The 12,612-nt window shown below is 57.0% G+C and carries 16 protein-coding genes and 2 pseudogenes; 17 read left to right on the top strand and 1 reads right to left on the bottom strand.

What is annotated here, in order from left to right; translation table 11 throughout:
* Positions 1-315: helix-turn-helix domain-containing protein (locus L977_RS22030; RefSeq protein WP_231563674.1), on the bottom strand; the 315-nt coding region annotated here is incomplete at its 3' end.
* 299 nt (positions 316-614) lie between these two features.
* On the opposite strand from L977_RS22030, the gene L977_RS22025 reads away from it, so the two are divergent.
* The 17 genes and pseudogenes from L977_RS22025 to L977_RS21950 form a co-directional block, all read left to right on the top strand.
* A complete protein-coding gene (locus L977_RS22025; RefSeq protein ID WP_047626939.1) occupies positions 615-929 on the top strand; it encodes a hypothetical protein in 315 nt (104 codons plus the stop codon).
* Positions 919-1,110, top strand: coding sequence for a hypothetical protein (locus tag L977_RS22020; RefSeq protein ID WP_047626938.1), 192 nt, complete (start codon positions 919-921; stop codon positions 1,108-1,110). Before L977_RS22025 ends, L977_RS22020 begins: the two co-directional genes overlap by 11 nt.
* A gap of 108 nt (positions 1,111-1,218) precedes the next feature.
* Positions 1,219-1,881, top strand: coding sequence for a lytic transglycosylase domain-containing protein (locus tag L977_RS22015; RefSeq protein WP_047626937.1), 663 nt, complete (start codon positions 1,219-1,221; stop codon positions 1,879-1,881).
* Positions 1,882-1,890: 9 nt separating this feature from the next.
* Positions 1,891-2,190 carry a TrbC/VirB2 family protein gene (locus L977_RS22010; RefSeq protein ID WP_032640082.1) on the top strand — a complete coding sequence of 100 codons (300 nt, stop codon included), beginning with the start codon at positions 1,891-1,893 and terminating at the stop codon, positions 2,188-2,190.
* Positions 2,191-2,199: 9 nt separating this feature from the next.
* On the top strand, positions 2,200-4,950 hold the full coding sequence (locus L977_RS22005; RefSeq protein ID WP_047626936.1) for a VirB3 family type IV secretion system protein: 2,751 nt from the start codon (positions 2,200-2,202) through the stop codon (positions 4,948-4,950).
* A gap of 18 nt (positions 4,951-4,968) precedes the next feature.
* A complete protein-coding gene (locus L977_RS22000) occupies positions 4,969-5,685 on the top strand; it encodes a type IV secretion system protein (RefSeq protein WP_047626935.1) in 717 nt (238 codons plus the stop codon).
* Positions 5,686-5,696: 11 nt separating this feature from the next.
* On the top strand, positions 5,697-5,963 hold the full coding sequence (locus tag L977_RS21995; RefSeq protein WP_047626934.1) for an EexN family lipoprotein: 267 nt from the start codon (positions 5,697-5,699) through the stop codon (positions 5,961-5,963).
* Between the two features lie 21 nt (positions 5,964-5,984).
* The gene (locus L977_RS21990) at positions 5,985-6,983 is read left to right on the top strand and encodes a type IV secretion system protein (RefSeq protein ID WP_047626933.1); all 999 of its coding nucleotides are present in this window, start codon (positions 5,985-5,987) and stop codon (positions 6,981-6,983) included.
* 78 nt (positions 6,984-7,061) lie between these two features.
* Complete coding sequence (locus L977_RS24835) at positions 7,062-7,202, top strand: hypothetical protein (protein ID WP_032640091.1); 141 nt, start codon at positions 7,062-7,064, stop codon at positions 7,200-7,202.
* A complete protein-coding gene (locus tag L977_RS21980) occupies positions 7,195-7,881 on the top strand; it encodes a virB8 family protein (protein ID WP_047626932.1) in 687 nt (228 codons plus the stop codon). The genes L977_RS24835 and L977_RS21980 overlap by 8 nt, the downstream gene beginning before the upstream one ends.
* On the top strand, positions 7,874-8,767 hold the full coding sequence (virB9, locus tag L977_RS21975) for a P-type conjugative transfer protein VirB9 (RefSeq protein ID WP_047626931.1): 894 nt from the start codon (positions 7,874-7,876) through the stop codon (positions 8,765-8,767). The genes L977_RS21980 and virB9 overlap by 8 nt, the downstream gene beginning before the upstream one ends.
* Positions 8,764-9,960, top strand: a complete 1,197-nt coding sequence (virB10, locus tag L977_RS21970) for a VirB10/TraB/TrbI family type IV secretion system protein (protein ID WP_047626930.1) — start codon at positions 8,764-8,766, stop codon at positions 9,958-9,960. The genes virB9 and virB10 overlap by 4 nt, the downstream gene beginning before the upstream one ends.
* Positions 9,961-9,963: 3 nt before the next feature.
* Positions 9,964-11,013: a P-type DNA transfer ATPase VirB11 gene (gene virB11, locus L977_RS21965; RefSeq protein WP_052192669.1), complete on the top strand. Its 1,050-nt coding sequence runs from the start codon at positions 9,964-9,966 to the stop codon at positions 11,011-11,013.
* Positions 11,000-11,401 carry a cag pathogenicity island Cag12 family protein gene (locus L977_RS21960; protein ID WP_047626929.1) on the top strand — a complete coding sequence of 134 codons (402 nt, stop codon included), beginning with the start codon at positions 11,000-11,002 and terminating at the stop codon, positions 11,399-11,401. The genes virB11 and L977_RS21960 overlap by 14 nt, the downstream gene beginning before the upstream one ends.
* Positions 11,402-11,490: 89 nt before the next feature.
* Positions 11,491-11,808: a TrbM/KikA/MpfK family conjugal transfer protein gene (locus tag L977_RS24160; protein WP_047626928.1), complete on the top strand. Its 318-nt coding sequence runs from the start codon at positions 11,491-11,493 to the stop codon at positions 11,806-11,808.
* A gap of 74 nt (positions 11,809-11,882) precedes the next feature.
* A pseudogene (locus L977_RS25320) lies at positions 11,883-12,086 on the top strand (hypothetical protein); the annotation flags it as partial.
* A gap of 12 nt (positions 12,087-12,098) precedes the next feature.
* Positions 12,099-12,612 (top strand): annotated as a pseudogene (locus tag L977_RS21950) (adhesin); the annotation flags it as partial.

Here is a 12,612-nt window from a genome sequence, read left to right as displayed (position 1 = left end):
TAAAGCATTAACAGCATCAAGCGCTTCTTTTAAAGGTTTAAAATATGGATTGAAATCAGGGTTATTTTTGTTCCTGTGTATCAACAGGATTTGCTCTGCAAAATCATCATCCACCGTATAAAAATAGGCTTCTGGATAGTTCAGCGCCTTAGCAATCTGCACCACAAATTCAAAAGGCGGTGAGTGTCGACCTGATTCGTAATTTGAAATCTGCGATTTATCACTGACAGCTTCCACGTTAGTTAACTGCAGGAATTTCTCCTGAGACAAACCAGCTCTATGTCGTGCTGCTCTTAAACGTTTGGGAACCATCATCTTAACCTGTGATTTGCTTCCGGCAATCATATGGATATCGCACGCCCATGTCGGTAAAATAATATCAACTAAATATCATTTGTTTAAATTATTTCAACAATGGGTGTGTGATACACGCACGCAACACACGCGTTAGCTCTCTAGAACCTGACAGCAGACCAGCCGTGCCCCGCGTCTAGAGGAGATTAATGGTGTGCCCGCATCTTCTTAGCCTTCCTCTGCATCGTTAAGCCGTCTGATCCAAGCCTTTCTTGTGCTCCCAAACTCCGACGGATTACTCATGCAATGGAGAAGTAGATATGACTATGCAAAAGGTTCGTATAAAAGCCCTGAAAAACAATAAGTTTGCGATAATGGCCGGTGACAAGCGTCTAAGTTGTCGCAGAGATCGCATTTCATCAGCCATCAACTCGAGCTGGACCACAAAAGAGCTACCAGAGCACACGAGAGAGTTGCTGATTGAGCGCGCGTGTCTGAGAATGGAAATTGCTATTATTACTCAAAAAGAACAGGGTAAGAAAAACTCTAAATCCTCGGTTCTGATTGCGAATAAGCTAAAACGAATTGATTTAATTACTCAACAGCTTAATGACCGGAAAAAACATGTTGAATGAAGACGAAAATATAGAACATACGCATATTGTATATTCATTTAAAAACATAGACAGACCAATCTTAATTAAAATTGGAGTAGCTCTTATTGACACCCAAGGGAAGTATATTCTTGATATCAATAAAGACTATGCAAATGGTGATATTTTACTCTATAGAAAGAACAATGCATCTACGACTTAGAAACTGAACACAAGGTCAATTCTTTCTTAGGTCGAAGGTAACGAAGTTATCTATAACATCGAAACTAAAAAGTTCCATGGTGAAATGAAAATTCGCTGAAGGTTTACTATGTTAACCACTGCCGCGCTGTTCCAGCTCGCCATGCAGTGTGCCCCCGCCGTTCACCCCGATACCATTCACGACATTACCCGTACCGAATCTGGCTTAAATCCGTATGCCATTGCTGAAATTGTTCCGGTAAAGGGCGGCAGGAGCCGCGTTATTTCTCATCTGCCAACGTCGAAAGACGAGGCGTTAAAAATTGTGGAGGACATTAAGCAGAAGAAACACCGTTATTCGGTGGGACTGATGCAGATAACCAGCACTAATTTCCCGCAGTTCGGCGTCAGCGCCGAATCCATGTTAAATCCGTGCGACAACATGAGTGTTGCCGCGAAAATCATCACCGACTGTTATCAACGAGGAGGCACCTTACAGCGCGCTCTGAGCTGCTATTACTCCGGCAACTTTGAAACCGGTCAGCGCCCGGAAAGCGCGTTCGGCAACACAAGCTACGTACAGCGTATTGGCTACGTTGTGCCCTCAACGCGGGCAGAACGGCAGGCAATCTCTCCCGCATCCGAGAAAGCGCCCGCCGTCCCGTCCGACAACACCGTTTACCCGGACAGCGTCATACGTGGCGTTATACCGGCACCCGACACCACACTGACCAGCGTCCCCGCTTATCCGCCACACGTCGTGCGCGGCGGCCTCGCTGTGTCTTCTGATTAAGGAAAAATCATGACTTTTCGTACCATCAAAAACGCCGCAACCCGCCTGATGGCCTCTCTCCTCGCCCTGCCTACCGTTCCTGCACTGGCGGCCAGCGCCGACCAGGCATTTCAGAAGGGCAGCGACGCCATTAACTGGGTATTCATCGGCCTCACCAGTATGTCGGTCGTCACCATTAGCTGTGCGGTGGCCTTTATCGCCTACAAGATGCTGGTTGACGGAAAGGCCTGGCACGATCTCCAGCGCGTGTTCTGGGCGGGCGTCCTGCTCGCCGGGGCGTCCGGGTTCGGTGCCTACTTCTCGGCCTAAGGAGGCAGCATGACCATCCTCAACAAGGCGCTGACCCGACCGGCGGCGCTGTGGGGGGTCCCGCTTGTCCCCCTGCTGTTCACCCTGTGCATCCTTACCCTGGCGGCCGTCTGGTCACGCTTTTACTGGCTTCTCCTGCTGCTCATTCCTGCCTTTATCGAGCTGAGACGCCTGGCAAAAGAGGACATTCATTTCTTTGACCTGAAGTTGCTGGCGTTTAAAACGCGCGGCAACCGCGCGGCAACCCGGCATTTCGGGACAAAGGCGCTTGTCGCAAACCAGTACGACGCCATTGACGTTACGGAGTTTATAAAACATATGCGGCTCAACGAGAGTATCCCGCTGTCCCGCTATCTCCCCTGGTCTTCCCACCTGCACGAGCAGGTGGTGAAGAACAAAAAAGGTGACTTTGTCAGCACCTGGGAGATCGGCGGCACCATTTTTGAATGCGAGGACGAGCATTACCTCGCCACCCTGGACATGCAGCTCAACAACGTTATCCGCTCCTTTGAGGGGCTGCCCTTTACCTTTTATACCCACCTAGTGAGCGACGAATTTACCGACTCGCTTGAGTGTCAGTCCGGGATTGCGTTTTCAGACGAGATAGCGCGCTTGTTCTACGCCTCGCGGAAAGACAAACCGTTCTACCGCCGCCGCCTCTTCTTCACCGCCTGCTTCAATCCGCACACCGGCATCGAGCGGGCAGCCATGAAGCAGAAGTCTCTGGGCGAACGCAAAACCCTCCTCGACAACGCACTGCAGGTGATGCTGGAGTACCAGGAATCGATCGGCACGGCGCTGTCGCGCTACTCGGCGCGGCCGCTCGGCACGTATGAGGAGAACGGCAGGGTGTTCTCCTCTCAGCTCGCCTTTTACAACTACCTTATCACTGGCAGGTGGCAGAAAGTCCGGGTCACGCGCACCCCGTTCTATGACGTGCTCGGCGGCACAGACATCTTCCCCTCCACCGACATTGGCCAGGTCAGCCACATCGACGGCCAGAGCTACTTTCGCGGGCTGGAAATCAAGGATTACGGCACTGAAACCGTCACCGGGCTGTATGACTCGCTCCTGTATGCCCGCTGCCGGTACGTGCTGACGCAGTCCTATACCTGCATGGGCAAAGATGAAGCGCGCGGCTGCATCCGCACGATCGAGAAGCGTCTGAAGTCAGCCGAGGACGATGCGGTGTCCCAGCAGGAAGATCTGAAGGTTGCCCGCGACATGCTTCAGTCCGGCATTATCTCGTTCGGCAGGTATCACCAGACGCTGATCATCCGCGCCCCGACCAGCGAGCAGGTTATCCAGGACACCAACACCCTGGCTGATACGCTGAAGGATTTGGGATTCATCATGACCCTGTCCCGCGAGTCGCTGACGGCGACCTACCTCGCGCAGTTGCCTGGCGTGTATGACATGCGCCCGCGTCTGGTGCCGGTGAGCAGCCTCAACTACGCCGAAATGGTGTCGTTTCACAACTTCCACCCGCACAAGCGGGACGGGAATGCCTGGGGAGAGGCGATTGCCGTGGTGCCGACCCCGTCCGGGGGCTGTCAGTACGTCAGTCTTCACAACAGCCAGGCAGACGTGGACGAGTTCGGCGAGAAGCCGCCGGGCAACTGTATGCTGCTCGGCAGCACCGGGACGGGTAAATCGACCCTGCTGATGATGTTTCAGCACCTGATGCAGAAATACCGGCGTCCTGAGTCGTTTGCGCCGGGGGCGACGAAAAAGCGCTTCACCTCAGTGGTCTTTGATAAAGACCGTTCGGCGGAAATGTCGATACGCCTCCAGGGCGGCTCGTACTTCCGTTTCCATTCAGGCGAGAAAACCGGCCTTAACCCCTTTTCGCTCTCCCCGACGAAGCGTAATCGCAACTTCCTCAAGAAGCTGATGCGTATGATTTGCACGCGCGACGGCAAACCGCTTGACCCGCGTGACGAGGAGCGTCTCAGCGAGGCGGTAGATACCATCATGCTGGACTACCCGCCGGAGCTGCGCCGCAACGGTATCACCCGGATTCTGGAAGTGCTGCACGAAGCCCCGACGAAGGACGCGCGGATAAACGGGCTGCGCATCCGTCTCCAGCAGTGGGCGCAGGGCGGAGAATTTGGCTGGGTGTTTGATAACGACGTGGACACCTTTGATATCGACAACATTGATAATTTCGGCATCGACGGAACGGAGTTCCTGGACGACAAGGACGTGCGCAGTCCGCTCACCTACTACCTGCTCTACCGCGTGACCAGCCTCCTCGATGGCCGCCGCCTGGTCATTTTCATGGATGAATTCTGGAAATGGCTTCAGGACCCGGAGTTTTCAAAATTCGCCCTCGACATGCTGAAGGTTATTCGAAAGCTCAACGGCATTTTCTTCCCGGCCACGCAGTCGCCGGAGGAGATGTGCAAGCACGAGATCTCGGCGGCCATTATCGAGCAGTGTAGTACCCGCATCTTCATGGCGAACCAGCAGGCGAAGGAGTACGACTACGTGGACATGCTGCGGGTGCCGAAACCGGTCTTCGATATTGTCACCACGCTCGACCCCTATGCCCGCCAGATGGTGATCATGAAATCTCCGCTGCGGCGCGGTGACGTGCGCCCGTATATCGCGCAAATCACCCTCGACCTGTCCGGACTGGGGCGCTACACGAAGCTGCTCAGTGCCAGTGCGGATAACCTGAAAATTTTCGACGAAATCTGGCAGGAGGGAATGCAGCCGGAAGACTGGAAAGACGAAATGCTGAGGCGTGCCGTTTAATCACAAGAGGATAACACCATGAAGCTGAAAACAACCCTGGCGGCGCTGAGCGTCGCCTTATGTCTCTTTCACACCCCGGCTCAGGCCGGTATTCCCGTGTTTGATGAAGTTGCCAACGCTAACGATATGAAGCAGTGGGCTGAAAAGCTCCAGCAGTGGCAGCAGACCGTCGAACATTACCAGGCGCAGATGAACGCTTATAAGGAACAGCTAGCGGCGGCCACCGGTATTCGGGACGTGCGGGCATTCCTGAACCAGGCGAAAAGTCTGACAACTGACATTAAAAATCTGAAAAACAGGGGGATTTCGTTAAACGACCTGTTGACGAACTCCGGCGGGTCGTATGCTGGAGAACTGAACAGGTTGTATGACAAATACAAGCTGTTCGACAGCTGCCCTGAGAACGCCAGCGAGGCGTACCGGGACAGCTGCAAGCAGATGCTCCTGAATCAGGCGGTGTCCGTCGAGGACACCTCGGATATTCAGGAAAAAATTGACGACACGCTGCGCGATATTACCGATCTCGCCGGTCGCATTGAGAATGCGAAGGACAGCAAGGAATCGCAGGATCTGGCGAACGTGGTGGCCGCGCGAAGCATCCAGCTGAACGCGCTGACCTCACAGTGGGAAATGTCCGTCAAACAAAGCGAAATGCGCAACCAGCTGCTTGCCGAACAGCGCCGCAAGGCGCAGGCCGAGCAGATGCGCACCGCTCCTATCGCAGACCTTAACTGACAGGTGACCCCATGAAACTGAAGACACTGACCTTTATTGTACTGGCCTCCGTGGCCGCGCTGACCGGCTGCGAGGATAGAACCTCCGTGGAGTGGTATACGGCACATCATGACGACATGCTCAAAAAATATGAAGAATGTCTAAATACTCAAACATGGCAGGCACCTGATTGCGTCAATGCACATACAGCATCCCAAAGAGAACGAGGAAAACCTGATGTCGATGCGAGTATTAGAGAGATTTCAGAGCGATTTAATAAAAAACGCCTGCAATTATAAATACATGCTGGAGAACACACTGTGAGTGGAATATTCGTCGGATTAAACAGCCACATCATGGAGGGATTTGACAGCGTACTGAACGGCGTGGCCGCCACGACGGGGGGATGGATGGCGCATCTGTTCTCCGTCGCGGTGCTCTCGCTGTACATCACGTGGCGCGCCTATCAGACGATGGCAGGCAAGCTAGTCCGCCCCTTCGAGGAGATCGTCTGGGACGTGAGCCGGATGCTCATCATCATGATTTTCGTCACCAACGCCGGAGGCTATCTCGATCTGGTTTCGGATGCCATCACCGGCCTGCGGGACGCCTTCAGCGGCGACGCGTCAATCTGGGCACGGCTGGATACGGTCTGGGAAAAGGCACAAGCCTTGGGAGAAACTCTTTACGCTTATGATGCTTCAACTTATGTCGCTATAAAAGGCACTCTGGCGCAGTTTCTGGTCTGGGCAGGCGTGATGTTACTGGTTGGCATCACGGCCATCATTAACCTGATCGCCGAACTGGTGATGCTGCTGATGCTGGCAACCGCGCCGATCTTTATCTACTGCCTGATGTGGTCGTGGTTCCGGGATATGTTCAGCAACTGGCTCAGAATTATTCTGGGCTGCATCCTTACCTCCCTGTTCAGCGGCATCGCCCTGACGGTGGTCATGGATTACCTGGACTACATTCTCGCGGGTGCCACAAACGCATCAGAGGCCAACTACCTGACCCTAGCCGTTCAGGTCTTCCTCGGCACGGCGGGTGCCGCTGCCGTGATGGTGCTGACCTGGAAACTCGCCGAGGCGCTCGCAGGGGCATCCGCGCAGGGTGCCGCGCAGGCACTCGCAGCATCGGGAATAGGATCAGGTCAGAAAATCGTCTCCAACACAGCGGGTAGCGTGGGAGATAAAGCCTCACAGAACCTGAACAGCACCGGCAGCGCAACGGCCTCCACCGCCTCCCGCACCTCCGGCGATGCGCGCAGCCGCAGCCGCGCCGCCGTTCAGAGGATGCAGGAACGCTATCAACGATAACCCCGCATGACTGAATCCGGCGGGACGCCGCAACGGCGTCCTGCGGCTTCGTCACGTCTTTCATAACAGGAAATCACCATGAAATACGGCATCACGCTGCTGATGCTGTGCCTGCTTGCAGGCTGCGCACAGCGAAATACCTCACTTCCGCCCGTGTCGGGCAATCCCGAGCCGGTCAATTCCCCGGCCATTATTCAGGAGTTAACCCCTCATGTCTGAACTTACCGCCAAAGCCCTGAGCGACTCGCGCTCGTTTGAGAACGCCATTCTTGAGCGGGATCTGCGCATGAAAAAGGCGGGCTGGATCGTGGCGGCGCTCGCCGGGCTGCTGCTCGTCTGCGCCCTTTCCGCCCTTATCCTGCTTCTGCCGCTCAAAACCACCACCGTAGAGCTGTACACGCTCGACCGTCAGACCGGGCGCATCGAGCGCGTCACCACCGTCGGCGAGGACAAGCTGGACACCTCCGAGGTGCTCAATCTGTCGCAGTCCGCAAGCTATGTGAAGCGCCGCGAGGGGTACAACTATTTCGCCCTTCAGCAGGACTACAGGGAAACGCAGATGTTCAACAGCGACGCGGTCAACAAGGAATACCTCGACTGGTTTGACAGCCCCGACGCCCCGGACGCCGTGTTTCAGAAGGCGGCCTATGTTGTCACGGTGGAAATCCTCTCCAACGTGCCCTCAGCGGGCACCGGCTCCAGCATGGTGGAGCTGATGCGCATCAAGCGCATCATTCGAAAGGTCAAGGACAACACCGAGACGCACGATTACTGGACGATTCGCATGACCTACCGCTATTTCCCCCAGAAGAAAATGACGGCCTCCGAGCGCGAGGTGAACCCGTTCGGCTTCACGGTCACCAGTTATCAGCGGTTTAAGGAGAAAAGCGATGAATAAAGTGCTGATGTGTGCCCTCCTGCTGACTGCCGCGTCAGCATGGGGTGCGGCGACACCGCGCGGCAGCGCCTATGACAGCCGCATGCAGAACATCCCCTACAACAGCCAGAACACGACGGTTATCAACACGCGGGCGGGCTACATCACGACGCTGGTTTTTGACGCCGACGAGGAGGTGATCACCGCCACGGCCGGTTTTCCGCAGGGCTGGACGATCACGCCCGACCGTAACCGCGTGGGGATTAGCCCCGCGCCGGTGAAGCAGCCGGTCACGGATGCGGACGGCAAAACCGTCCAGAAGATTTTCACCCCCACACAGCAGGACTGGCAGACCAACCTGTTTGTGACCACCACTAAGCGCGACTACAGCCTGATGCTGAACGTGATCGACAGCGACCGCGAGGCGGGAAACCTCGCCTTTGTGGTGCGCTTCAGCTATCCCGACGATACCCGCAGGCAGAACGACGCCGCCCGCCTCGCACGTCAGCAGGAGCTTCAGGCCGCGCAGGAAAAAGAGCGCATTCAGCTTGCCCTGAAGAAATCCACCGCGCCGCGTAACTGGAACTATACCCGCCGCGTGGCGGCAGGCTCGGCGTCCATCACCCCGGATTTTGCGTATGACGACGGGCGGTTTACCTATCTCGGCTTTTCCCCGCAGAAGCTGATCCCGTCGCCGACGGTTATCGTCGGCGGCAGCGAACAGGTGATCACCCCGACCTTCAGCACCGAGGGCAACTACCGGGTGATGGTGCTGCGCTCGCTTTCCCCGCGCTTTGTGCTGCGCTACGGCAGCCAGGTCGTGGGGATTGAAAACGGCAGCTATGGACAGGTCACAGTGGCGAACGGCAGCACCGTCTCACCGGACGTGAAACTGGAGAGCAAATGATGAACGAACAGGAAGACATTAAAACCGCCGCCGAACTGGAGGCGGAAGCACGCGAACGGGCGCGGGCAGAGATTGACGGCGACAAACCCGCCGCAGGCGCGGTGCAGCCCGGACAGCCGCAGGTGGTGCAGCACGCGAAGCGACGCAGCCGCCGCACGCTCGTGCTGGCCGTTATCAGCCTGGTGTTGCTGGTCATTATCGCCACCGGCGGGGATTATCTGATGGGGAAACTGAAGGGAGACGGCAGCGCGTCGCGCGCCAGCCGTGAACCGGAAACGCAAACCACCTCCCCCGCCCGCGAACGCCAGAACATCGGACGGGATCTGAACCCACTGGGGCAGCTGACAGACAGCGCCGGGCAGGAGAAGACGGAACCGGACGATACCGCCGCGCCGCCGCCCGCATCGCCGCCCCCCGTAACGTTTGACAAGGTCAGCGCCCTGGCAGAAAGCGGCACGGTGAGTACAACCAGCGCCCCTAAACGCACGACAGGCAGTAACGCACTGTCAGCGGGCAGCGCGTCCGCGCCGGGCTCTGCGACGCCAGCAGGGCAGGCGCAGGATAACGGGCTGGCGCGCATCACCGGCGTGAAGCGGCTCGGTCTCGATCCGGATTTGTATATTCCGTCCGACAGACATATCCCCTGCGCGATGATGCAACGCTTCGTTTCGGACGTGGGCGGGCGTTTCAAGTGTCTTATCAGCGAGGACGTTTACAGCGCCAGCAATGCCGTGACCCTTATCCCGGCGGGGACTGAAGCGCGCGGCCTGTACCGCACCGGCACGCTGAAAAACGGGCAGGGGCGGCTTTTTCTCGCCATCACCGAGCTGCGCACGCCAGAACCCGGACGCCTGGTGATTCCGATGGCTGACAGCCAGGCCGTGGGCGCGATGGGCGAGAACGGCGTCGCGGGCTGGATAGACAATCACTGGCTGGAGCGGATAGGTAATACCCTCCTGCTCGGTTCGGTACAGGACATTGCCGCAGCGGCCTCCGGCTCGTCACCGGGCAGGGATCGCAACACCGACTATACGGAGAATACCCGCGTGGCCACGGCGGAAATGGCAAAAACGCTGCTGGAAAACAGCATCAACATTCCGCCAACGATGTACCTCAACCAGGGGGATGTGATTGGCCTTGTCACCGGGGCGGATATTGATTTTTCAGACGTCTACAGACTGCGCATGAGGTAAACGATGGACGATAACCTGACTGATACCCCGTCAGAGGGCAACGTCGCGCTGTCACACCTGCGCGATCTGCTGTTCGGGGACTACCTGATCCGGGAGGGGCTGACGGAGATCGCCATCAACCGCCCCGGCGAGATCCACACAAAAATTAACGGGCGCTGGGAAATGCACGCCGCGCCGGTGACGCTGCGCCAGTGCTCGTCCTTTGCCAGGGCGCTGGCCGTGTGGAATAACGACACCATTGATGATACCTCGCCCATCCTCTCGGCCACGCTGCCGACCGGGGAACGCTGCCAGATAGTGGTGCCCCCGGCCTGTGAGCGCAACACCATCTCGATCACCCTGCGTAAGCCGGATTATTTCCAGCGCACGCATCAGTCGTACATCGATGACGGTTTTTATGATCGGGTAAAGGGTATTGAGAAGGTGGTATCCAGAGACGACGAGCTTAGCGCGCTCTATCAGAGCGGGAATATCCCGCTGTTTATGGAAAAGTGCGTCGAGTACGGCAAAACGCTCTTTGTGGTGGGGGAAACCGGTTCGGGAAAAACCACTTACATGAAGATGCTGCTGCGCTACATCCCGGACTGGCTGCGCCTTATCACTATCGAGGACAACCCGGAGCTGAAGTTTTACAGCCAGAAAAACTACGTTCACCTGTTCTATCCGGCAGACGCCGGGGAGGGTGCGATCGTCACCTCCGATCGCCTGGTGCGCGCCATCTACCGTATGAACCCCGACCGCCCGCTGCTTGCCGAAGTCCGCGGGCGCGAGGCGTGGGATGCCCTCAAGCTGATTGAGTCCGGGCACGAGGGGTTTATGTCCTCCCTTCACGCGGGTAGCCCGCGTGAGTGTATCTCCGGGCTGATTGACCGTTGCTATGAGCACCCGGCGTGCCGAGGCATGCCGGTTGACGTTCTGCTGCGCAAGGTTCTGCACTGCGTTGACGTTATCGCGAGCGTTGACGTTCACGGCAACGTGCGCCGCATGAACGACGTCTATTTTAAACCCCTGCACATGCAGGCCATGAAGGAGAGTTTCAATGATGCTGCCTAAACTGACCGGCCTGACGGCGCTGGTCGTCCTCCTGGCGGGCTGCTCCTCGCCGCCGGAGCCTGCGGCCGTTGACTGGTCGCAACCGGCGCAGCCGGTAACGGCCACCCTGCCGGTATGGGAACCTAACCGCCTGGTCGTGGCCTCGTCGGTAACGGAGGGGCACTGGTCGCAGGTGATTGCCCGCTTCGAACCCGGCGGGGTTTACCCGGCCACACAGTGGTACGCGGTGGCGCACGCCTCGCGGGCGGTAGTGAACGCCCCGGACGGCCAGCGCTACTTTACGGCCAAAACATGGTTACGTGATGGCGGCTATCACGGGATCGTTGAGTATCGTCCCCGCCCCGGCTGCCTGACCTGCAACACGTCGGAAATTATCTTCTACCGATAACGGCGGTAGGTGTCTGAGACCTTCAGACCGTCACCGGCGTTGAACAACCACCGGGCGTTAGTGCCCTTATCCCCTCAGAGGAATGAATCATGAAGCATACCGTAATCACGGCGGCGCTGCTGTGCGCCCTCGCCTGCCCGGCGTTCGCTGCCGACGGCCAGAAAGCCGACCCGAACGATCCGTGCGCGATCGTGCTGTGCCTGGCCGGAAAGCTTGACGGCAGCAGTCCCGCCGAATGTGACCCGATGTATAAAGCGTTCATGTCAGTTAAGAAGAAAAACAAGCACGGCTTTCTTCCCGACCACACGTCGGACGCAAGGAAGAAAATGCTCAATCAGTGTCCCTCAGCTGACAGAGGCACAATCAATAAGATCATCTCTAAATTCGGCCGCCTGAGCGGCTGGTAATGATTAACTGCAGATAAAAGGCGCATATCAGCGCCTTTTTTTATGCCCTCTATTTAATTCCTTTGGACAGTAATATGAAAACCTCACTCAAAGTATTAACAGCATTAATCATGCTGTCGATTTATCCGGCAACGTCACAGGCGGCCACTGAGAGCGCCGCAACAACCATCTTAGGTAATGGTGCATCCACATCAGGAGGAGGAGCCAGCACGGCAATCGGTGGCAGTGCATCAGCCGTAACAAACGGGACGGCACTTGGTTTTCAGGCAAAATCGTCTAACACTGGCGCGGTGGCAGTAGGTACGCAGTCATCGGCATCGGGTGTGGGTTCTGTCGCCACCGGCGGTAACAGCTTATCCAGCGGTGACTATTCGGTTGCCGTCGGTTTTCAGGCCGGAGCGACGGGTACGGGCAGCCTTGCTTTAGGTACTCAAAGCAAGGCTCTTGCCGATTCCGCCACATCTGTGGGCGAGGGTGCAATAGCGAACAAAGATAACTCCGTAGCACTCGGTGCGGGTTCTGTAACGGATCGGGATAACTCGGTTTCCGTGGGCAGCTCTGGCAATGAGCGCCAGATCACGAGTGTTGCAGCAGGTAGTGCAGACACCGATGCCACCAACGTCGGCCAGCTCAATTCTGCAATAGCCGCAGAGCAGGCCGCCCGTGAGGCAGGCGAAGCCGCAACGCTGGTCGCAGCCAACACATACACCGACGCATCCAGTGCCAGCACGCTGAAACAGGCCAACAGCTACACCGATGCATCCAGTGCGAGCACGCTGAACCAGGCCAACAGCTACACCGACG

Origin of the sequence: Enterobacter sp. ZOR0014 (assembly GCF_000798855.1) — a bacterium.
Taxonomy (GTDB): domain Bacteria; phylum Pseudomonadota; class Gammaproteobacteria; order Enterobacterales; family Enterobacteriaceae; genus Enterobacter; species Enterobacter kobei.
This window is presented reverse-complemented; position numbering and strand designations above follow the sequence as displayed.

What these genes read in the sequence shown, in the direction of transcription:
- L977_RS21995 (WP_047626934.1), top strand. Translation starts at nt 5,697, where the DNA reads ATGAAACTGAAGACACTGACCTTTATTGTACTGGCCTCCGTGGCCGCG.
- L977_RS24835 (WP_032640091.1), top strand. Translation starts at nt 7,062, where the DNA reads ATGAAATACGGCATCACGCTGCTGATGCTGTGCCTGCTTGCAGGCTGC.
- L977_RS21980 (WP_047626932.1), top strand. Translation starts at nt 7,195, where the DNA reads ATGTCTGAACTTACCGCCAAAGCCCTGAGCGACTCGCGCTCGTTTGAG.
- L977_RS21960 (WP_047626929.1), top strand. Translation starts at nt 11,000, where the DNA reads ATGATGCTGCCTAAACTGACCGGCCTGACGGCGCTGGTCGTCCTCCTG.
- virB11 (WP_052192669.1), top strand. Translation starts at nt 9,964, where the DNA reads ATGGACGATAACCTGACTGATACCCCGTCAGAGGGCAACGTCGCGCTG.
- L977_RS22025 (WP_047626939.1), top strand. Translation starts at nt 615, where the DNA reads ATGACTATGCAAAAGGTTCGTATAAAAGCCCTGAAAAACAATAAGTTT.
- L977_RS24160 (WP_047626928.1), top strand. Translation starts at nt 11,491, where the DNA reads ATGAAGCATACCGTAATCACGGCGGCGCTGCTGTGCGCCCTCGCCTGC.
- L977_RS22015 (WP_047626937.1), top strand. Translation starts at nt 1,219, where the DNA reads ATGTTAACCACTGCCGCGCTGTTCCAGCTCGCCATGCAGTGTGCCCCC.
- L977_RS22005 (WP_047626936.1), top strand. Translation starts at nt 2,200, where the DNA reads ATGACCATCCTCAACAAGGCGCTGACCCGACCGGCGGCGCTGTGGGGG.
- virB10 (WP_047626930.1), top strand. Translation starts at nt 8,764, where the DNA reads ATGATGAACGAACAGGAAGACATTAAAACCGCCGCCGAACTGGAGGCG.
- L977_RS22010 (WP_032640082.1), top strand. Translation starts at nt 1,891, where the DNA reads ATGACTTTTCGTACCATCAAAAACGCCGCAACCCGCCTGATGGCCTCT.
- virB9 (WP_047626931.1), top strand. Translation starts at nt 7,874, where the DNA reads ATGAATAAAGTGCTGATGTGTGCCCTCCTGCTGACTGCCGCGTCAGCA.
- L977_RS22020 (WP_047626938.1), top strand. Translation starts at nt 919, where the DNA reads ATGTTGAATGAAGACGAAAATATAGAACATACGCATATTGTATATTCA.
- L977_RS22000 (WP_047626935.1), top strand. Translation starts at nt 4,969, where the DNA reads ATGAAGCTGAAAACAACCCTGGCGGCGCTGAGCGTCGCCTTATGTCTC.